The organism is Amycolatopsis sp., from assembly GCF_035276945.1.
Lineage (GTDB): Bacteria > Actinomycetota > Actinomycetes > Mycobacteriales > Pseudonocardiaceae > Amycolatopsis_E.
The window spans coordinates 74,755-95,182 of sequence record NZ_DATELF010000185.1 but is presented as its reverse complement, the minus strand read 5'-3'; the positions used below and the strand labels follow the sequence as shown (position 1 = coordinate 95,182).

Annotated in this window: 17 protein-coding genes; 11 read left to right on the top strand and 6 right to left on the bottom strand. The window is 70.3% G+C overall.

The features are described from left to right. Window positions 1–40: 40 nt before the first annotated feature. From VJT49_RS34615 to VJT49_RS34580, 8 genes are all read left to right on the top strand, one after another. Window positions 41–1,933: a hypothetical protein gene (locus VJT49_RS34615; protein WP_324169214.1), complete on the top strand. Its 1,893-nt coding sequence runs from the start codon at window positions 41–43 to the stop codon at window positions 1,931–1,933. Next, window positions 1,930–4,458, top strand: coding sequence for a protein kinase domain-containing protein (locus VJT49_RS34610; protein ID WP_324169213.1), 2,529 nt, complete (start codon window positions 1,930–1,932; stop codon window positions 4,456–4,458). The genes VJT49_RS34615 and VJT49_RS34610 overlap by 4 nt, the downstream gene beginning before the upstream one ends. A gap of 13 nt (window positions 4,459–4,471) precedes the next feature. Continuing rightward, the gene (locus VJT49_RS34605) at window positions 4,472–5,695 is read left to right on the top strand and encodes a hypothetical protein (RefSeq protein ID WP_324169212.1); all 1,224 of its coding nucleotides are present in this window, start codon (window positions 4,472–4,474) and stop codon (window positions 5,693–5,695) included. Then, complete coding sequence (locus VJT49_RS34600) at window positions 5,692–7,533, top strand: AAA family ATPase (protein ID WP_324169211.1); 1,842 nt, start codon at window positions 5,692–5,694, stop codon at window positions 7,531–7,533. Before VJT49_RS34605 ends, VJT49_RS34600 begins: the two co-directional genes overlap by 4 nt. After that, window positions 7,530–8,174 carry a 4Fe-4S single cluster domain-containing protein gene (locus VJT49_RS34595; protein ID WP_324169210.1) on the top strand — a complete coding sequence of 215 codons (645 nt, stop codon included), beginning with the start codon at window positions 7,530–7,532 and terminating at the stop codon, window positions 8,172–8,174. Before VJT49_RS34600 ends, VJT49_RS34595 begins: the two co-directional genes overlap by 4 nt. Next, a complete protein-coding gene (locus tag VJT49_RS34590) occupies window positions 8,162–8,710 on the top strand; it encodes an FHA domain-containing protein (protein ID WP_324169209.1) in 549 nt (182 codons plus the stop codon). Before VJT49_RS34595 ends, VJT49_RS34590 begins: the two co-directional genes overlap by 13 nt. After that, window positions 8,707–9,447 (top strand): PP2C family protein-serine/threonine phosphatase, encoded by a 741-nt coding sequence (locus VJT49_RS34585; protein ID WP_324169208.1) that lies wholly within the window; start codon window positions 8,707–8,709, stop codon window positions 9,445–9,447. Before VJT49_RS34590 ends, VJT49_RS34585 begins: the two co-directional genes overlap by 4 nt. A 145-nt stretch (window positions 9,448–9,592) precedes the next feature. After that, on the top strand, window positions 9,593–10,885 hold the full coding sequence (locus VJT49_RS34580; protein WP_324169207.1) for a helix-turn-helix transcriptional regulator: 1,293 nt from the start codon (window positions 9,593–9,595) through the stop codon (window positions 10,883–10,885). A gap of 45 nt (window positions 10,886–10,930) precedes the next feature. Here the strand turns inward: VJT49_RS34580 and VJT49_RS34575 are convergent, their stop codons facing one another. Then, complete coding sequence (locus VJT49_RS34575; protein ID WP_324169206.1) at window positions 10,931–11,329, bottom strand: PaaX family transcriptional regulator C-terminal domain-containing protein; 399 nt, start codon at window positions 11,327–11,329, stop codon at window positions 10,931–10,933. A 25-nt stretch (window positions 11,330–11,354) separates the two neighbouring features. Here VJT49_RS34575 and VJT49_RS34570 point away from each other — a divergent pair, with 25 nt between their 5' ends. Together VJT49_RS34570 and VJT49_RS34565 are read left to right on the top strand one after the other, a co-directional pair. Then, window positions 11,355–12,515: an acyl carrier protein gene (locus tag VJT49_RS34570; RefSeq protein WP_324169204.1), complete on the top strand. Its 1,161-nt coding sequence runs from the start codon at window positions 11,355–11,357 to the stop codon at window positions 12,513–12,515. Between the two features lie 445 nt (window positions 12,516–12,960). Continuing rightward, window positions 12,961–13,842, top strand: coding sequence for a helix-turn-helix transcriptional regulator (locus tag VJT49_RS34565; RefSeq protein ID WP_324169203.1), 882 nt, complete (start codon window positions 12,961–12,963; stop codon window positions 13,840–13,842). 16 nt (window positions 13,843–13,858) lie between these two features. On the opposite strand, the gene VJT49_RS34560 is transcribed toward VJT49_RS34565, so the two are convergent. Continuing rightward, window positions 13,859–15,325, bottom strand: a complete 1,467-nt coding sequence (locus VJT49_RS34560; RefSeq protein ID WP_324169202.1) for an MFS transporter — start codon at window positions 15,323–15,325, stop codon at window positions 13,859–13,861. A gap of 176 nt (window positions 15,326–15,501) precedes the next feature. Between VJT49_RS34560 and VJT49_RS34555 the strand changes: the two genes are divergently transcribed. Further along, on the top strand, window positions 15,502–16,398 hold the full coding sequence (locus VJT49_RS34555; RefSeq protein ID WP_324169201.1) for a helix-turn-helix transcriptional regulator: 897 nt from the start codon (window positions 15,502–15,504) through the stop codon (window positions 16,396–16,398). Window positions 16,399–16,440: 42 nt separating this feature from the next. Here VJT49_RS34555 and VJT49_RS34550 read toward each other — a convergent pair whose 3' ends face one another. Genes VJT49_RS34550 through VJT49_RS34535 form a run of 4 tightly spaced genes read right to left on the bottom strand, consistent with a single transcriptional unit; the run spans window position 16,441 to window position 20,428 of the window. After that, complete coding sequence (locus VJT49_RS34550) at window positions 16,441–16,854, bottom strand: nuclear transport factor 2 family protein (protein ID WP_324169200.1); 414 nt, start codon at window positions 16,852–16,854, stop codon at window positions 16,441–16,443. Between the two features lie 13 nt (window positions 16,855–16,867). Then, window positions 16,868–18,511 carry an FAD-dependent monooxygenase gene (locus VJT49_RS34545; RefSeq protein ID WP_324169199.1) on the bottom strand — a complete coding sequence of 548 codons (1,644 nt, stop codon included), beginning with the start codon at window positions 18,509–18,511 and terminating at the stop codon, window positions 16,868–16,870. Window position 18,512: 1 nt separating this feature from the next. Continuing rightward, window positions 18,513–20,186, bottom strand: coding sequence for an HAD-IB family hydrolase (locus tag VJT49_RS34540; protein ID WP_324169198.1), 1,674 nt, complete (start codon window positions 20,184–20,186; stop codon window positions 18,513–18,515). 5 nt (window positions 20,187–20,191) lie between these two features. Continuing rightward, window positions 20,192–20,428 carry a phosphopantetheine-binding protein gene (locus VJT49_RS34535; protein ID WP_324169197.1) on the bottom strand — a complete coding sequence of 79 codons (237 nt, stop codon included), beginning with the start codon at window positions 20,426–20,428 and terminating at the stop codon, window positions 20,192–20,194.

The following is a 20,428-nucleotide window of genomic DNA, read 5'->3' as shown; positions in this document are numbered from 1 at the left end:
CGCAAACCGGCCGGAAAACAACCGCCACAAGGACCAGACCATGTCGCGAAACCTGTTTCAGGTGCTGCACGAGCGCGTGCCGCCGCAGGAAGCCGACGCGCTGGTCCGCGCCGCACGCGAAAAACTGGCGGGAGCGGGCTCCCGGCGAGCACAGCGCGCCGCCGCGCTGGTCGACCTCGCGGGCGTGCTGCTCGTGCGGTACCAATACACCGGATCGCGAACGGACCTCGACGAGAGCGCGGAACTGCTGGCCGAGGCGGTGCACACCACCCCGCCACGGCACCAGCTGCACTTCTTCGCGCAACGCATGCTCGTCGGGCCGCTGCTCGCCCGCCAGCGGTCCCACGACCTCGCCGAGGCCGTGAAAATCCTGCGTGAGCTGCACGAACGGAAACCCCTCGATTCGGTGCGGGGCGCGACGCTGTTGCTGCAACTCGGGCTCGGGCTGCTCGCCGAATCACAGCGGACCGGGCAGTCCGCGTTGCTGGACGAGGGGATCGAGGTGCTCGAGCGCGCCGCCGGCCGGTTCCCCCCGGCCGGGCCTGGGGCGCGCGGGATGACGGCCGAACTGGTTTGGTCCGGGCTCGCGATGGCGCTGACCGCCCGGCACTCGACACGCTCCTCCGTCGACCCGCAGGACGCAGAGCGTGCCCGTGAACTTTTCGCGAACATCGATTCCGGCGCATTTTCCGAGCTGGTTCCCGAGTTCGCGCGAATCCGCGACCAGGCGAAACTCCTGCTCAGCGAGGAATGGGGGAAAGTACCGGCCGCGCCCGCGACGGCAACACACGGTGAAGTGTCCACCATTGTTCCGATCAGGCAGAAATTCCAGCACGCCGAGGTCGGCGCCGCGATGCTGCGCCACGCGGTCTCCTACGGTTCCAGTGGCGATCTGCGGTTGATGGACGAGCAGATCGAAATGCTGCGCGTGGATCTCGCCGGTATACACGATGACGATTCGCTCCACAAGGTCACGGTCATCAGCCTGGCACAGCTGCACAGCATACGGTTCCGCACGCGTCAGCTCGCCGGCGTCGCCGGCGCACAGGAGGATCTCGACGAGGCGATGCACCTGGCGCGGGCGGTCGGCGAGACCTCGGACAGCGAGCTCGCCGGGCAGGCGGGGGCCGTCGCCGGCCAATGCCTCCTGGACCGCTACGGCCTCGGCCTCGGCACCCGGGCCGACCTCGACGAGGCCGTCCGGCAGCTGCGACGGGCGATCGCGAGGTTCGGCGATACCAACCGGCACGCACTGGCGATCACCACCTGCCTCGCCGAAGCCCTGGTCGCCCGGGGCTCGGCCGAGGGCGATCCGGCCGACCTGGACGAGGCCGAGGACATCCTGATCAGGCTCCGTGAACGGCTGTCCGCCCCCGAGGTCCGGGCGATCGCCGCGGCCCGGCTGGCGATGGCGCTCCAGCATCGCGCTGTCCTTTCCGGACAGACCGAGGACCGGCTGCGCGCCACCAAGGCGGCCCGCGCGGGCGCGGAGGAGACCGCTTCCAGCGTGGTGTGGGGCTACGACGCCGCCCTGCTCTGGGCCCGCTGGGCCTGGGCGCACGGCTCCGCGAAGGACTCGGCGGACGCACACCGGCTCGTGATCAGCCGCCTCTACCGGCTGGCCGGCGCCCAGCTCGACCGCGGCTACGCCGAACTGGCCCTGCGCAGGGCGTCGGGCGGGATTCTCGGCAGAGCCGTCCGCGCGCTCGTCGGCGACCACCGCGTCACCGAGGCCGTCGTCGCCGCGGAGGCCGGCCGCGGGGTCCTGCTGTCCCTCGCGCTCCAGCGTGAGCGGCAGGCCCTCGACGAGGGCGTCCCCGCGGGGCTGCGCGAACGGTTCGAGCGGGCCCGCGACCGGCTTTGCGCGGCGGAAGCGTCCGCGGCCGAGCTCGCCTCCGGCCGGCTCACCATCAGAACGAGGAGGAACCCGTGACCGAGGCGAGACCGACCCGCCGGGACGCGCCACCCCAGGCGGCGACCCGACGCGACGACCCGGGCTCTCCGGGCCCGCGACCCACCCGCCGCGATCACCCGGACTTGTCCGGTCCCCAGCCGACGCGGCGTGACCTGCCTGGCGAGCAGCAGGAGTTCGACACCCCGGCGGACACCGGCGGCTTGCCCGCGCCCGTCTTCGAGCGCTACGAACCGCTGGAGGGCGGCAACATCGGCACGGGCGGCGAAGCGCACCTGGTGATGAAGGTCCGCCACCGGGAGCACGGCACGACCCACGTCGTGAAGCTGTACAACAGCGCCATCCGCCCCGACCCCGAACTACTGACCGCGTTGCAGGGAGCCGACGAGCGGCACCTGATCAAGATCACCGACTGGGGCGAGCACACCAACCGCTACGGCACGTCGGTGAGCTGGGAGGTGCTCGAGTACGCCCCCGGTGGCTCGCTGCGCGACCTGATCAGGAACGAAGGGCCCAAGCTGCCCGGGGAACTGGTCCGCGAGATCCTCGTCGAGCTGACCGGCGCGCTCGACCACCTGCACACCGCGGTCAGCCACGGCGCCTCGGCGGGCCTCGCGCACCGGGATGTCAAACCGGAGAACATCCTCGTCCGCGAACGGGATCCGCTGGACCTCGTGCTGTGCGACTTCGGCCTGGTCGCGGAGATCAGGGCGACCCGGTTGTCCACCCGGCGCGCGGGCACCGCCGAATACCAGGCTCCGGAAACGTGGTGGGCGAAGAGCCGCGACGCGGCGCAGGACTGGTGGTCGCTCGGTGTCGTCATCGCCGAAGCGCTGATCGGGCACAACCCCAACGCGGGGATCATGAACGAGTCCCTGGACGACGACCGCGCGCTGTTCGATCACCTCACCCAGCACGGGGTCGATCTGTCCGAAGTGGATGACCCGCGGTGGCGCATGCTGTGCTCGGGCCTGCTGACCTTCGCGCCCGATTACCGGTGGGGCTCCGAACAGGTCGGGGCCTGGCTGGAGGACGAGTCCCCGGCGGTCCACAGCGGCCGGTTCGCCGGCGCCAAGCCGCGGCGCATCGCGCCGCCGATCGAGATCGCCGGCAACGCCTGCCGCTCCCCCGGCGAGATCGCGCTCGCGCTGAGCGAGAACTGGGTCTCCGCCGCCCGGCTGTTCGGCAGCCGGGACGACCGGCTGGCACTGGCGGACTGGCTGGAGGACAACTTCACCGACGTCGACCTGCCGAAGGACCTGTTCCGCAAGGACCCGGCGGACCGGGCGGAGGCGAGCCTGCGGGCGGCACGGTTCGTCTCCTGGGTGACCCCGGAGCTGCGGCCGGGCTTCCAGGGCTGGGCAGCGGACGCGGCGGGCATCACGGCGCTGGCCGCGGCCGCGGCAGGTGGCGGGGAAGCCGCCGACCTCCTCGCCCGGCTGGACAGCACCCACCTGCGGGTGTTCGGCAGGCACCGGTGCACGGCACATCCCGCTTGCGCCACCGCGGAAAACGGCTGTGCGGTGCTGGGCTCGGCCGCGGGCCGGATCGACACCGCCAGGCACCTGCTCGAGCAGCGGGCCGTCGCCCTGCGGTCCGCGGACGTTTCCCCGGGCGGCGACCTGACCACCGCGGGCGCCGCCCTGGTACGGACGCTCGTCGACGAGTCGTTCGCGGCCACGCTGCGAAGACAGGTGGCCGGCGACCGTGTCGCGGCCGAAGTGGACTGGTGGCGGAAGCTGCGCGACGAGGGCCTCGAGGGCGAGCAGCCGAGCCGGCTCGTCGCGCTGGTGCTCGCCTCGGCGACGGCCAGGCGCGCCCAGGCGGCCGGCGCAAAGGCTCGAGCCGCCAAGAAGACCGAGGCCGCACAGGCGCGGGAAAAGGCACGCGAGCAGACCCGTATCGCGCTCCGCGGCGCCGCCACACGCACCCGGCAGATCGGCCGCGAGTTCGCCGCATGGCTGCTGGCGCTCGTCCTGACGGCGGCGAGCACGTTCGTCGCGGTCCAGGCGGTCGTGCTGGGAAAGCAGATCGTCGCCAGTCCGGTCGCGCTGGCCGCGTTCACCACGAACCTCCAGCTCCGGATCCTGTTCCCGGTGGCGGTCCTGCTGGCCTGCGCCCTGTTCCGGCCGCGCGATCCGGCCCTTGCCGGCAGGCGCGCCCGCCTGATCGCCGTGGGCGCGGGTGTCTTTTTGGCGGTCACGACGGCGGCCGGGCGCGCCGACCTGATCGGCTTCCCGATGGAATGGCGGACCGGCGCCGAGGCCGGTCTGGCCGCGCTCAACGGCCTGCTGATCAAGAGCCAGGACGGCATGGTCGTCACGGTCGTCATCACCGGCCTGGCCGGCCTGTTCCTGGCCAACCGGGTCGCGGCCATCGCCCGCCGCGGCACCGCGGCCGGTACCGGCAGGCTGGGCACGAACATCAAGCGGGCGGCCGTGTTCGTGGTGCTCGCTCTGCTCGTCCTGCGGTCCGGGCACCTGCTGGGCGGCTGGCAGCTGCCGTCCTGGTTGCCCGACCCGATGACCACCTGGCTGTCCATCTGAGGGAAGGATCCCGTTGAGTTCGATCACCGCCGTCACCTACGTCGTCGAAACCGCCGAGGAACGCCACCGCCGTGAGCAGCAGGAAGCATGGGAGGTCTATGCCGCGCAGCGGGCCGAACTGACCGCCCTGCGCGCGGAAGCGCAGGCCTACCGTGACGTCTTCGGCGAGGAGATCGTCAAGATCCCCGCCTGCCCCAGGGCGTCCACCCGCTCGGCACCCGCCAAGATCACGGCGGCCGCCGGGCAGGCACGGCGGATCGTCGACGAGTACTCCAGGCTGCTGCGGGAGTCGGTCGCCGAAGCCGCCCGGCGGGACACGCTGCGCGCCATCGCCGGTGCCGTGGACTCGGCACCCCAGGCGGCCGGCCGGGCGAAGCCGGCGCGGGAGTTCACGCGCAGGCCGACCACCGAAGAGCAGCAGGAGATCGAGTTGCGCCAGCGGGCCGAGGAGGTGCGCCGCAGGCTGGTCCGCCGCGCCACCGAAACGCTGGCCCTCCTGCCACCGCAGGCACCCGCGAAGACCCGGGCCGCCTGCCGCGAAGCGGTCGCGGAGATCTCCGCCACGGAGTCGGAGGCCAGGGCACGCCTGCTGCTCGCCGACCTCACCCGGCGCGTCCGCCGGGAAGCCGACGCGGAACAAGCGGTTCGCCGCACGCGCGTCGCGCTGGAAGAGCTTTCCGCCAAGCTGGAAACGGTCGCGGGGGCGGAAGCGACCGCGGTGCGGCAGGAGATCGCACGGCTCTCCGAGTCCCGCGCCCGGCAGTTGCCCGAGGGGCTGGCGGACCGGGTGATCGTCCTGGTGGAGCGGGCGAACCGCGCCCACCGCCGCAAGGCGGTCGCCAGCGCGATGCGGCTGAGTCTGAACGACCTCGGCTACACGGTGAGCGAGGGCTTCGAGACCGTCCTGGTCGACCAGGGTGCGGCGTACGCGAGCGCGCCGGATCTCCCGGGGTACGCGGTGAAGGTGCTCCTGGACACAGAGCAGGCGGCGCTGCGGACCCAGGTGGTGCGGTCCGACCAGGTCAAGGCGGACGCGAGCACGGACATCGACGCGGAAAAGGGATTCTGCGCCCATTACCCGGACCTGCTGGCGAGGCTGCGCAAGCACGGCATCACGTCGGGCATCCCGAACCTCCGGCCGCCAGGACAGGGCGCGGTCGCGGAAGTGGCCGAAAACCTGCTCCCCGTCGCCGCCGCGGGCGTCCGCCGGCAGAACGCGCGGGAGATGCGGCGATGACGGCACCGGAGGCGGACTGCCGACCCCCGTGGCTACGTGAGGTCGACCTGGCCCTGTGCGCCCACCCGCAGATCGTGCTCGCCGGGAACGTACACGACCTGTACCGGCTGCCCGACCCGGCGGCCGGTGGCGCCGTGCGGTTCATGAACCTGGCCGAGGGCCTGTGGAGCGTCCTGCGGAGCCACGAATACGGCGCGATGCTCACCTACACCTCGGGTGTCGGGGTGCGGCTTTTCGCCCCGGCCGGCAAGCAGCCGCCCGAGGTCGCCGCCGCCCTGCGCACGGCGGGCGCCGAGCCCGGGCGTCAGCTCCCGTTGTCGATGGTTCGCGACGTCCTGACCGCGGTGGTGGACCCCGAGCGCGAACGCGCGGGCCTTCCGCCGATCGCCCTGGTCATGGCCGACGCCGCCCGGCTGTGCGTCACCGAACTGCTGGCCTCCCCCGAGGAACGGCTGCTGATGGCCACGGCGGACCGGCTGTCCTATACGGCGACGCCGGTGGGAGCCGGATACAACACGGTGTTCTGGGTGGTCGACGGCAAGCACGACCTGCCGGCGTGGTTCGTCACCGGCAACCACACGCTGCGCGTGACGGCGATCCCCGAACCAGACCTCGAAAGCAGGGAAAAAACCGCGGCCGATCTGGTCGACCTGCTGCCGGGCGCGCCACCGGACCCGGAAGAACGCGCCAAGCTGGCCAAACGGTTCGCCGACGCCAGCCATGGGATGCGGTTGCGCAGCATGCGGGACGTGGTGCGGCTGGCGACGGCATCCGGGCTCAAGGGCGACCGGATCGAGGACGCCATCCGGGCGTACCGGGTCGGCGTGCCCGACAACCCGTGGCAAAGCGCGGCCCTGCGGGCGCGCCTGCTCGACGCGGAAGAGAACCTGGGTGCGCGGGTCCTCGGCCAGTCCGACGCCGTGCACCGCGTGCTGGACATCCTCGCCCGTTCCGTGACGGGACTCGCGGGGGCGCACACCGGCAGCCGGAACGCACCCCGGGGAGTGCTGCTCTTCGCCGGGCCGACCGGGGTCGGCAAGACCGAACTGGCGAAGGCACTGGCCGAGCTGTTGTTCGGCGACGACAACGCCTACCTGCGGTTCGACATGAGCGAGTTCGCCGCCGAGCACACCGAGGCACGGCTGATCGGCGCGCCCCCGGGCTTCGTCGGCCACGACGCGGGCGGTGAGCTGACCAACGGAATCCGCCAGCAGCCGTTCCGCGTGGTGCTGTTCGACGAGATCGAAAAGGCCCATCCGCGGCTGCTCGACAAGTTCCTGCAGATCCTCGACGACGGCAGGCTCACCGACGGCCAGGGCGGCACGGTCTACTTCACCGAAGCGCTCATCGTGTTCACCACCAACCTCGGCATCATCGTGCCCGACGACGAGGGTAAACCGACGGAAAACGTGACCGCCGACTTCGAGCTGCCGGAAATCGAGGAGCGGGTCCGCGAGTACATCGAGGTGTTCTTCCGGTACCAGCTCGGCCGTCCCGAGCTGTTCAACCGGGTGCGGCAGAGCATCGTGGTGTTCGACTTCCTGCGCGAGGAGGTGGCGGCCGAGATAGCGGCCAGAGCCATAACGCGGGTTGTCAACACGGTTTTCCGGCTGTACGGCGCGAAACTGGAGTTCTCCGGGGAAGCGCGCGAGGAACTGCGCGAGCACGCCACCTTCGACCTGTCCAACGGCGGCCGCGGGATCGTGTCCGCGATCGAGAGCTACCTGGTGAACCCCTTGGCCCGGGCGCTGTTTTCGACCCCACCGGAGCCGGGCGACACGATCACCGTCGAGCGGTTCGAGCAGGAGGGCCAGAACTGGACGGTGGTGGTGAAATGAAGCTGCGCCTGGCCCGGATGCACCACCCGGTGACGGTGCTCGGCCCCGGCAGGAGAATCGGCATCTGGACACAGGGGTGCACGATCGCCTGTCCCGGCTGTGCCGCCCGGGACACTTGGAAGTCCATAAAGGACAATGAGATCGAGGTGGCCGAGGTACTGGACCGGTGCGCGTCCGTGGATCCCGAACTCGTCGACGGCGTCACCATCAGCGGCGGCGAACCGTCCGAGCAGCCCGGAGCGCTGACCGAGCTGGTGCGCGGGCTGGACGGGTTCCGCCGCGCCTACGGTTGGGACGTGCTGTGCTACACCGGCACCGAGTACGGCGAGTTCGCCGGCCGGTGCCCGGAAGTGCCGGCGCTGATCGACGCGATCATCACCGGGCCGTACCGCGCCGGCGAGCCGACCGGTCTGGTCTGGCGGGGGTCGGCGAACCAGAAACTGGTGCCCTTGAGCGAGCGCGGGCACGAGCGCTACCGGCGATGGGTGAACGCCGAACCGGACCGTCCCGCCCTGCAGCTCCAGGTCGACGACGACCGGGTCTGGCTGATCGGCGTGCCACGCCGCGGCGACCTGTCCCGGTTGCGGCAGGCGCTGGCCGAACGGGGCGTCGGGCTGGAGGAGGCGTCATGGCGACCCTGAGCTGTCCGCAGCATGGCCCGCAGGAGAACGCCGACCAGCGGTTCTGCCCGGTGTGCATGGAGTTTCTCGTGCCCTGGACCGAGCCGATCGCCCCGGAACCGGATGCCGATCCCGGCCGCTGCGGTGCGCCGGGCTGCGACATGCCGCTGGTCGACGGCAGGTGCGCGGTCCACGCGGTCGGACCGGCACCGGGAGCGGCCAAGACCACCCGGGACCCGGGCACGGATGCCATGGGAGTTCTACAGTTCCCGTGGGGACCGGTGCTCGTCGGCGCCGGGGAAGTCCTGATCGGACGGTCCGACGAATGTGGCGATCTCGCTCCGCTCATCGACCCGTACTCGAACGTCTCACGCCGCCATGCGGTGCTCTGGCGCAAGGGCGAAGAACTCTGGGTACGCGACCAGAACTCGCTCAACGGCACCTACGTGAACGACCGGAAACTGCCGACCGGGGACGCCCTGCGGCTCGTCGACGGCGACGTGGTCAGGTTCGCGGCCGACCTGAACGCGACCGTCCGAATGCGACCGGATTCATGACCACGGCGCGAGCGGTGGCCATGACCGCGCGCGGGCGGGTCCGGCCCGGCAACCAGGATGCCGTGGTGGTGTTCGAATGGATGAGCCAGACGCCGCGCCCGCAGTTGGTGGAACTGCGGGCGGACGTCACGACGCCGGCCCTGTGCGCGGTCGCCGACGGCATGGGCGGTCACGCCGCGGGCGAGCTGGCGAGCTCGCTCGCACTCGCGCACACGGTCAGCCGGTACCACGACTGGACGGACGTGGAGACGTTGCGCGCCGGGCTGGTGGCGGTCAACGACGCGGTCTTCGAAGCGGCCGGCCGCGATCCGCGCACCACCGGCATGGGCACGACGATCGCCGGAATCACCGTCGCCGCGGACCGGATGCGGTGCTTCAACGTCGGCGACAGCCGGGTCTACCGGATCACCGACGGCTACGTCGAACAGCTCAGCGTCGACGACACCGCGAAAGCACCGGACGGCACGGCGACGAACAGGCTCACCCAGGCGCTCGGCGATCCGCCGGGCGGCCGTTTCCGTCCGCACGTCACGGAAGTCGAACTGGACGGTCGGCCGGCGAGGTTCCTGCTGTGCACGGACGGGGTCACCGCCATGCTCGACCCGGCCCTGTTCCGCAAACTCTGCCGCACGGCCGGACTGCACGACCTCGTCACCGGCCTCCGCGACGCGGTGTACGACGCCGGGGCCGAGGACAACCTGTCCATCGCCGCCGTCGAGCTGGCCCGAGCCACGTAGCGGAAGCGGCGACCCGGCCGTTTCCCGTTTCCGGCTTCCGGCCCGCACGGGAAACCGGCGCATCGGCTTGCCGGGCGGCGAGAGAATGGAGCACACCACCGATGGTCGTCCGATCGCCGGTGGCGGAGAGAAAGGCGGAGCGTCGATGTCGTCTCTTCCCGAGATGTTCGGTCCACGGCTGCGCGCGCTGCGCACCGCGCGGGGAATTTCGCTGAGCGAGTTCGCGCGGCGGCTCTACTACAGCAAAGGCCATGTGAGCCGGATCGAGACCGGCGCCCAGGCCCCTTCGCCGGAGTTCGTCCGCCGGTGCGACGCGGAACTCGACGCGAAGGGAACCCTGGTCGCGATGATTAGGCCGGCTGCGTCCCAGGGCGCGCCGGAACCGCCACCCGACGCCGGCGAAGAGGAGGTTTGGCTGATGTCGATGACACCCGGGGGCGGCAGTTCCTTCGCACGGATCGGCAGGCGCGATGTTCTGCTGGGCGGCGCGGCGATGCTTGCGGGACTGGGGATTCCCGCGGCGTTGCCCGCACCGGTGGCGAACGCCGGCGAGCAGTTACGGCACCACCGGCGGCTGTTCGACTCCGCCCGCGCGCTCGGTCAGGTCGCGCCGCCGTCGGCCGTGCTGCCGATGCTCGTCGGCCAGGCGCAGGCTCTGCGGTCGCTGTCGAGGCAGGTGCACGGCCGCGAGTCGGCCGAAGTCGCGTTGCTGGCCTCCCGCACCGCGGAGTTCGCCGGCTGGATGGCCCAGGAAGCCGGGGACGTCGAGGCCGCGGAGTGGTGGACTGGCAAGGCGGTCGAGGCCGCGACCGCGGCCGGCGACGACTACATGGCCAGCTATGCGCTGGTCCGGCGGGCGTTGATCAGCCTGTACCGCGGGGACGCCGCGACCACTGTGGCCTTGGCGCGGCAGGCGCAGGCACGGCCGGACATTCCGGCGCGCATCCTCGGGCTCGCCGCCCAGCGCGAGGCGCAGGGGCATGCCCTCGCCGGCGACTACGACGCCTGCCTGCACGCGCTGGACCGCGCCGGGCGCCTGCTGCGGGACGGGCGGACGGACCAGCCGGACGGGCCGGTGATCGGCACCTCGCACGTGTCCGATCCGGTCGCCATCGTCACCGGCTGGTGCCTCTACGACCTTGGCAGGCCGGTCGCCGCAACGGAAGTGCTGGACCGGGAAATCGAGCGGATCCCGGTTGCGGCGACACGGGCGAAAACCCGGTTCGGCGCCCGCCGGGCGCTCGCGCACGCCGCTGCCGGTGAACTCGAGCATGCCTGCGCGCTGGCCCGGCCGATCCTCGGCCAGTTTCCGCAGGTCGGGTCGGCGACCATCCTCACCGACGTCCGGAAGCTCGCCGTCACACTGCGCCGGTGGAGCTCCCATCCCGCCGTCCGCGAGCTCGAGCCCGCGCTGACCGCCGCACTGCACCACCGCTGAGGGAGAGTGACCAGCCGCTTTCGTGCAAACGAGGGCGCAGGTCCTTCAGCCGCGCGACCACAGAACACTCATGGCGTGCTCGCGAGCAGGGCCCGCAAGCTTCGCCCGCAACGCGAAGAACAGTTCTTCCGCCGCGACGCCCTCCCAATCGGCGGGGAGGGCATCGAGCGGCAGGCCCGGATCCAGATACGGCAGGGCGCGCCAGACCGTCACGAGGTGCACGAAGTCGGCGACTGCGCGGCTGACGTCTTCGACCCCGGTCAGCACGAACGCCACGGTCGCCGGACGGTCGGACTTGCCGCGCCAGCCATGCCGTCCGCCGAGCGGCACGATCGTGTAGCCAGCATCTTCACTGGCAGCTCCGTAACAGTTGGCAGACTCAAGACCTGCCGACCAGGGACGCCGCTTCCTGAGCGCCGCGATCGGACCAGCGGCCGCGAGCACCCGAGGTGACTCGACAGTCAGCAGAGTGCGGGATCGTGCGGTCCATTGCCGCACGATCGATGTGGACCTCGCCTCCCACAGCCCGCAGATGGATCCGCTACGTGACGACCTGATACCGGCGCTTGCCGATAGAGAACCGCGCCCCGGCCGGACTCCGGTGCATTCGACAGTCACCAACGCGAGCACCGACGGCAGCGGGTTCGACACGGCGTACTGGAGCCGCAACCCGCGGGACACGGTGCGTTTCTCTGCCGCCGTGCGTTCGCTACCGGCCGACGGGGAAACGGTGCTCATCGAAATAGGCCCTCACCCGGTACTGGTCAACGCGATCAATGAGATCATCGAAGGCTCGGCACACGGTGGTATCGCGCTGCCCTCACTGCGCCGGGACTGCCCGGACCGGGTGACCCTGCTCGAGTCGGCCGGCGCCGTCTGTGCGACCGGGCACGAACTGGACTGGACAGCATTGCGAGGCTGCGTGGGCGGTCCTCCGTCGATCCCGACCTATCCGTGGCAGCGGCGCCGGTACTGGCTTGGCAAAGTGGCAAAGCACTCGACAACTCGCCCGAACACCTCGGCATCGCAAGGGGTGGCCGGAGGCTCCTCACCGGCGGCGCCCGCCCGGCGCGAGCGCACCAACCCGGTTGTTCAGGCCATGCCACAACCATCCCCGAAACCGCCAAGGGCACGGGAACAGTCGCAGGAACACCTCACCGGTCCGGCCGCCACGATCCTGGGCTTGCCAGCGGCCGACGTCGCTCGCACCAAACCGCTGACAATTTGCGGGCTCGATTCGCGGCTGGCGGCCGAACTCGTCCAACGGATCAAGCAAGAATTCGCCATTTACACACCGATATCCCTCCTTTTGCGTAATATCACGCTCGAAAAAATCACCGAAAACATCTTGCCCCAGGCCGGTAAGATCTACGATGCGTTAACCGTAATACAGAGCAAACACCGCCGGGCGACTCGGCGGAGAACTCCGACCCGGCGAAATCGCCACTCCCGCCGCCATCGCACACCCCATCAACTACGACCTGGCACCGGTTGGCTGAACGGTCCTCGCCAGTACTCACCGAGAATGAAACTGTGCGGCGAGCGGTGTTCCCGGCCCGCCCCGGCGGGCCGAGGTCCGGCGGCGCGGGCCCCGCGAATTGGAGAGGCTTGGTTGGCGGGTCTTGGTTGAGCGCCGCGCGGTCGGGCAGTGCCGCTGCGCGCATCCTGGCACCAGGGCGCGCGGCGAGCCGAGAGGACGGCACGCGCTCGCCAACCTCGCCGTCACCGAACGGCACGGCCGCCGCCGAATGTGAATCCAATTCGAGATCCGCTGCCCAGCGGAACCCCTATTGTCAACGGGAGGTTTCGAACAAGCGACGATGGTTCGTCGTGGTGAAACCGGCGAGTTCCGCACTCTAACAGTCACGCGCGCCGCGCAGCCTGATCCACCACGTCCACCTCGCGCCAGACCGGCCGCGACACACCAGCGGGGAACCAGACCGCGGGAAAAGCTGGCAGCATCAGTTAACGCGTAGCTCATCGATCAGACTTGAAAAAATGACACAACGCGTCGCTGGAATCACCCACCGTCGGCCGCCTTGACAATTCCGGAAAGGCTGGGACAACATGCGTCCATGGGGCTAACTGGGGGAACCGAACGAAGACTGCTGGAACTGAGTCACTTTCTCCGGACCAGGCGGGCGAGGTTGTCGCCCACCGAGGTCGGCCTGTCCATCTCCGGCCGAAGGCGGACTCCCGGACTGCGCCGGGAGGAGGTCGCCGTGCTCGCCGGGGTCGGCACCTCGTGGTACACCTGGCTCGAACAAGGCAGAGACATCAAGGTCTCGGAGTCCGTCGCGCGGGCGATCAGCAGGGCGCTGCGACTGAGCGCATCCGAGCACGTCTATTTCTACCGGCTACTGAAGATCGCCACGATCAGCGATCCCACGCAGCTCGGCAAGCTGGACACCGAATCCGATCTGCGCGACCTCGTGGACGGCTGGCTACCCAGCCCGGCGCTGGTGCTCAACGAGTTCTGGGACATCCTGTCCTGCAACCGCGTGGCGCGTGAGGTCTTCGGTCTCGACGTATCCGACGACAACTTGCTGGTCGCCTTCTTCACCAACGAGAACTGCCGTTCCCGGTACGTCCAGTCGGAGATGATCGCCAAGCTCATGGTCGCCCAGTCCCGGGCGACCATGGTGCGCAACCTCGACAACCCGCGATTCACCGAACTGGCCGCGTTTCTCTCCGGCCGCAGCGAGGAATTCTCGCGGCTGTGGAACAGCCATGAGGTGCTGGAGATGCGTGGCAGGCGAAAGGAAGTGCAGCATCCATGCGTGGGGCGGATGACGTTCCAGACGCACGTGTGGCAACTCTCCGGGCGCGAGGACATTTCGCTGTTGCTCTACCTGCCCGAGGCGACGGCGGACATCGACAAGTTGCGGCGCCTGATGCAGATGCCGGAGGGGCCGGCCGCCACGCGGCGGCCGGCCCAGGACAACGGGCGACCTTGACAGGGGGAAGGAAAGGTCACCCGCCGGTGGTGGCTCCGGGGTCCACGACACGCCCGGCTTTGCGCAGGAAGTACCCGATGAGGAGCGCGCCGGCCAGCACGATGACCGCGTCCACCGCGATCGCGTAGCTGGTGCCGCCCAGCACCGACTGGGCCTGCGAGTGCGTGGGAGACATCCCGTTGATCCGCGCGGTCGCGACCGCGCTCAGGATCGGGATCCCCATCGTGATGCCCACCTGCTGAGTCAGCGAGGTCATCGCCGTGGCCAGGCCCTGCTCGTGGTCGGACAGCCCGGACGTCGCGGTGACCATGAACGACACCACGCTGAGCACGTGGGCGAAGCCGCCGACCGCGGTGGCCACGATCATCAGCGTCAGCCACTGCCGCCCGTCACCCAGCGCGAACAGCGCGCCGGTCGCCACGGCCTGCAACAGCAGCGCCCAGAACAGGGTCGTCCGGCTGTTGCCGAAGCGGCCGATGATCTTCGGGGCGAAGATGCCCGCGAAGAACGCGGTCACCCCCTGCACACCGAAGGCCAGCCCGGTGACCAGCGGCGAGTAGCCGAGGACGCGTTGCAGGTACAGCGTCATCAGGAAGATCACCGCACTGAACATGGTGAAGGTGAGCAGGCCACCGCCGTTGCCCCACTTCACCGTCGGCGTGCGCAGCACCCGCAGCGAGACCAGCGGCTGCGGCACCCGCAGCTCGATCAGCCAGAACGCCACGAGCAACACGACGCCGACGGCCAGCGAAACCACGGTCAGGGCGTGACCCCAGCCGTTGGTGCCCGCGGAGGTGATTCCGTACACCAGGGCGAGCAGGCCCGTGGTGATCGTGACCGCGCCCCCCGCGTCGAGCCTGGCCGGCTCGCGCCGTTCCCGCCCGCTGATCAGGATCGGCGCGACCACCAGCACGATCACGCAGGCGGGCACGTTGATCAGGAACGCCCACCGCCAGCTCAGCAGACCGGTCAGCACGCCGCCGAGCACCGCGCCGATGGTGAATCCGGCGGACAGCATGGCGCCACCGAGACCGAGTGCCTTCTGCCGCCGCGGCCCCTCGGGGAAGGTGGTGGTGAGCAGCGCCATCGCCACCGGCGCCACGATCGCCGTGGCCAGGCCCTGCAGCACCCGGGCAACGAGCAGGACCGTCACGCTGTTGGCGAGCCCGCCGAGCAGCGACGACACACCGAGCAGCACGATGCCGGTCAGGAACATCCGGCGCCTGCCGAGCAGGTCGGCCACCCGGCCGAACAGCAGGGTGAACCCGGCGGAGGTGAGCGCGAACAGGGTCACCACCCACTGCAGGTCGCCCAACGCGAGATTGAGCCCTCTGCCGATGTCCGGCAGCGCGACGTTGAGGATGGAGAAGTCGAGGGCGATCGTGAACTGGGCGACGAGCAGCACGGCGAGCCGCAGCGCCCCCCGGCGGCCAATCCGTTCATCGCCCGTCACCGAGGGCACGATGTCTTCCGACGTCGTCATGATTTACCCCGTCCGGATCGGAGAAGTCGTTGGAATGCGACGGATACGATGTCCGTCCGCTGCCCATCGTCGGCGCCACGACCGGGGGTAACCAGGCCGGATTCTTCCTGGGTTGCGCAATCATAGGTTCCACAGGACCACAGTGGCCGGCGGCGGTTTGGTGGATACTGACACACATGGACCAGCGCGGTGAACTCCGGGAATTCCTCCGCTCACGCCGGGCGCGGCTGCGCCCGGAGGACGTCGGCCTGCCGGGCTCCGGCGCGCGACGGCGCGTGGCGGGCCTGCGTCGCGAAGAGGTCGCCCAGCTCGCCGGGATCAGCAGCGACTACTACGTCCGGCTCGAGCAGGGCAGGACCCAGCAGGTGTCGGACTCGGTGCTGGGCGCCGTGGCCGACGTACTGCGCTTGGACGCCGACGAGCGGGCACATCTGCGCGACCTGGTGGCCGTCCGGCCGTCCCGGCGCCCCCCGGTCGCGGCGGCCGGGTTGTCGGGCAGGCCGGTGCGGCCGGCGCTGGCGCGCATGGTCACCGGCATCGACGGCGGCCCGGCCTACCTGCTCGACCGGGCCATGAACCTGCTGGCCTGGAACCGGCTGGCCGGCATCCTCTTCGAGGACGTGGTCACCGAGCCGGTGGAGCAGCGGAACATGGCGCGGTTCGTGTTCCTGGACGAGGGGGCCAAGAAGGTCTTCGTCGACTGGCCGGAGATCGCCCGTACGACCACGGCATACCTGCGGCTGCACACCGCCAGGCAGCGAGACGACGCTCAGCTGACCACCCTGGTCGGCGAGCTGTCCATCAAGAGCGAGGAGTTCCGCCGGCTGTGGTCGGAACACCTCGTCGCCGACCGCACGTACGGGACGAAACGGCTGCGCCACCCGCTGGTGGGCACGCTCACTCTCAACTACGAGACGCTACGCCAGTCCGACGAATCGGGGCACCTGGTGATGGTGTTCAACGCCGAGCCCGGCTCGGAGACCGACGACGCGCTGCGCCTGCTTTCCAGCTGGGGCAGCGACCGGCAGCGCGCCGCGAATGGCCTGCCCAGGGACGCCGACCCGGTCACCTGACGGGAACGGGCGAGGGGCCGGGGGCCCCTCGCCCGACGACACTCACTCGGTGAACGCGACCGAGGCCGCGTAGCTGTCCTCGAACATGTGGTAGGTCCGGATCAGCCCGTCCCGCACCGCGACGTGCAGTGCGAACGGCCCAGCGAAGATCTTGCCAGTGCGCAGGATCCGGTGCGCGAACGAGCCGAGCACCACGCAGCCGTCCCGCTCGACGAGGATGCGGTCGATGTCGAACCGCTCGGTCTTGACGTCGTTCAGCACGCTGTCGAGGAACTCGCCGATCTCGGCGTGCCCCCGCCTGCGACCGGTCCACGGCACGATGCCGGCGCCGGCCACCATCAGGTCGGCGTCCTCGGCGAACAGGGCCAGCATGCCGGCCCGGTCGCCTGCACCGAACCGGGCGAAGAACTCGTCGATCGTCTCGCTGGTCCCGCGCGTCGTCTGGGTTTCGGTCATTTCCCGCTCCTCACTATGTCGAAATCGTCTGTCCATCGGGGACTTCTGTCAGCCTCCGGCCGGGCGTGGCGACGCCGGCCGTTGTCTCGTTCGGCACCGGGCGCAACGAACGCAGGAACTCCACCAGCGCACCGGCGTCGGCGGGTGCTGCCCGGTAGGCCAGGTGCCCGTCCGGGCGCACCGCCAGCGCGCCCGCCGCGCCGCCCAACAGCTCGCGCAGTGCCTGTCCGGCTTGACCGAACACAGTGGACAGATCGCGCACCGGGCCATGGCCGGCCAGGGCGGCACGCAGTTCCGCGCCCACCGTCCGCCATCGGCCACGCGGGATGTTTCCCGGCCAGAGCAGCACCGTGTAGTCGTGCGGGTCGAGGCTGGGCAGCCCGGGCGCGACGGCCGGCGGAGCGAACAGCGGCAGCCGATCCCCGACCTGGGCCGGCTTGCGCACGCCCCAGAACAGCGACCCGGCCGGCTCCTCGCCATAGGTGAAGTCCGTCTGGGCCAGCAGCGGGGCGAACCGCCGCTGCAGCACGCCCAACCGGTCGGCGCAAACGAACACGGCGTCCCGCACCAGGACCCGTCGCCAGTTGCTGGCGGCGCCGAACCGAATCTGCGCCGCGGAGGTGTCCGCCACTCGCCGGGCGGCCGAACTCCGCTCGGGCTCGTAGGCGTCCAGAATGGACTCCGTGAACCGGCCGCGCGTCACGCCGCCCAGCTTCCAGCCCAGCTCCACCGCGTCCTGCAGGCCGATGTTCATGCCCTGGCCACCGGCCGGACTGACCACATGGGCCGCGTCCCCGGCGAGGAAGCAGCGCCCGCGCCGGTACTGCCGGACCACACCGCACCGCGGCCGGAACGAGTTGGTCCACGCCGGTTCACCCAGCCGGATCGGCAGTTTCGTTCGCTGCGTGAGCATGGTCTGGAACATCTCGGCGGGCGGCCGCGGGTCATCGGCCGCCCGGTGCGGGATGTTGGCCGCGATCCGGTACATCCCGTCGCGCAACGGCACGATCACGCCGATGCCGGTGCGGGAGTAGTAGTACTGCACGGTGTCGGGCACGTCCCCGGCCACGATGGGAAAGTCGCCGATGCCGTAGGTCACGTCGATCGGGTCCTGCGCGAACTCGATGCCCAGCAGCCTCCTGGTGGTGCTCGCCGGCCCGTCCGCGCCGACCAGCCACTGCGGCCGCACCGTCTCGGTGTCGCCGTCGGCGTGCTTGAGCACCACCCGCGGCGCGGTTTCCGGATCGTGGATCTCGGTCAACTCGACCCCGGTCTCCACCTCACCCTTCAACTCGGCCAGCCGCTCGCGCAAAATGGTTTCGGTGTCGTTCTGCGCCAGGGTCAGGATGAGTGGGTAAGCGCTGTCGGGCAGCCGGTCGATGTGGACGGTGCCGCGCAAGCGGCCCGACGAGAAGTAGCTGACCGTGGGCAACGCGTGTCCGGCGGCCACCATCCGATCGCTGACCCCGATGCGCCGCAGTTGTTCCAGGATCCTGGGCCAGATCAGGATGGCGCGGGACTGGTTGCTGCCGGCTCCCTCGAAGCGTTCCCGCCGGTCCACCAGGCGCACTCCGACGCCCTGCTGGCGCAGTTCACACGCCAGCACGAGACCCACCGGCCCCGCGCCGACGATCAGCACCTCGGTTCGCTCGGTCATGTCACACCTCCTGCTCGCCGGCAACCGAAAGCACGATCTTTCCTGTGGTGCGGCCGGATTCACCCAGCTCGTGCGCCTTGGCCGCGTCGCTGAGCGGGAACACCTGCTCCAGGTGCACCCGCAGCAGGCCGGACTCGACAAGGCCGGTCAGTCCGGCCAAGCCGACCTGGTCCGGTTCGACGATGAACGGCCGCACCCGCAGGCCGCGCTCACGGGCCGCCTCGACGAGTTCATCGCGCAGCGGACCGATCGCGGTGATCAACAGTCCGCCGGGACGCAACGTGTCGAGCAACGGCACGGTGTGCGGCCCGCCGAGCACGTCCAGCACGACGTCTTGGCCGCCGACCTCCTTCGCGACATCCACTTCGGTGTAGTCGACGGGGTGGTCCACGCCGACCGAGGCGAGGAACTCGTGCTTGGCCGCGCGGGCGGTGCCGGTCACGACGGCGCCACGGGCCTTGGCGATCTGAGCGGCGAGATGGCCTACCCCGCCGGCGGCCGCCGTGACGAGCACCTTCTGTCCTGATTGGACATCGGCGATGTCGACCAGCATCTGCCATGCGGTCAGCCCGGCCAGCGGCAGCGCTGCGGCCTCGGCGAAGGTCAGCCTGGCGGGCTTGCGGGCGAGTTGCCGGGCGGGTGCGGTCACGTATTCGCCGTATCCTCCGCCCTGGCGGGGAAACCGGATCAGCCCGTACACCTCGTCGCCCGGAGAGAAGCGGGTCACTCTCGGGCCGGATTCGACCACCCCGGCCACGTCCCAGCCCTGCACGAACGGGACCGCGCCGAGCCCGCCGTCCGGAAAGGCACCCGAGCGAATCTTCCAGTCCACCGGGTTCACCCCGGCCGCGCGCACCTGGACGAGCACTTCGTTGGAGAGCGGTACCGGTCGCGGCACCTTCGCGGGCACGAGCACTTCCGGCCCGCCTATCTGTGTGGTCTGAACCACTTTCATCTCTGTTCCGGTCACTTCGGTTCCTCTCGGTGCTTGGTCGAGAACCCGGTTTCGTGGCGAGGCCAGCCGCCGCCAGCCCCGGCTCGCGCCGAGCTCGTGGAAGGCCGCGGCGTCGCCCGCCACAACCGGGTTACCGACCAGTTCCAGTAACGGCAGGTCGGAAAGGTCGTCGCCGTATGCGGCACATTCGGCGAGCCGCAGCCCGCGCGCCGCGGCCAGCTCACGCGCCGCCCGTGCCTTCGCCTCGCCCACCATCGGCTCCACGACTTCGCCGGTGCACCGGCCGTCACGCAGGACGACACCGGTGCACATCGCGATGTCCAGCCCCAGGAACCGGGCGATCGGCGTGACGCAGGGCGGGAACGAGCCGGACACCAGCACGGTGAGGTCACCGGCCGCTCGGTGCCCGCGCAGCGCGGCGACCACCTCGGGCCGGAACAGCCCGCCCGACGCCCGTTCGGCCTCGAACCACCGCTCACCGGCCGCCATCAGGTCGGCTATCGGGCGGCCGGTGAAGGTGCGATAGAAGGCCCGGTTCGTCTCCTCCCGCGCGGCGCCGGCGGCCTTGCGGGCCAGTAGCTCCGCCATGGCGCCGGAATAGGCCTCTTCGGGCAGACCTCGTTCGGCCATGTCGAAGGCCAGGAAACGAAAGATGCTGGTCACCGTGATCAACGAGCCGTCGAGGTCGAAGAATGCCGCGCGGGAGGGTCGAGAAGCCATCGCCGTCAGCGCATCCTTCCGTCGAGGTACGCGATCGCCTCGGCCACCGTCTGGTCCAGCCGCAGGTCGCCCTCGGGGACGGGGTTGCCGTAATCACGCTGCACGGACATGGCCATCTCCATCAGGTGCAGCGAGTCGAGGCCGATCTCCTCCAGCGTCTCCTCGAGCGTGATCTCGGACAAGGACAGGTCGACCTTACCGGCGATCAACTCAAATGCGGCACTCGTCGTTTTGGCGTCCAT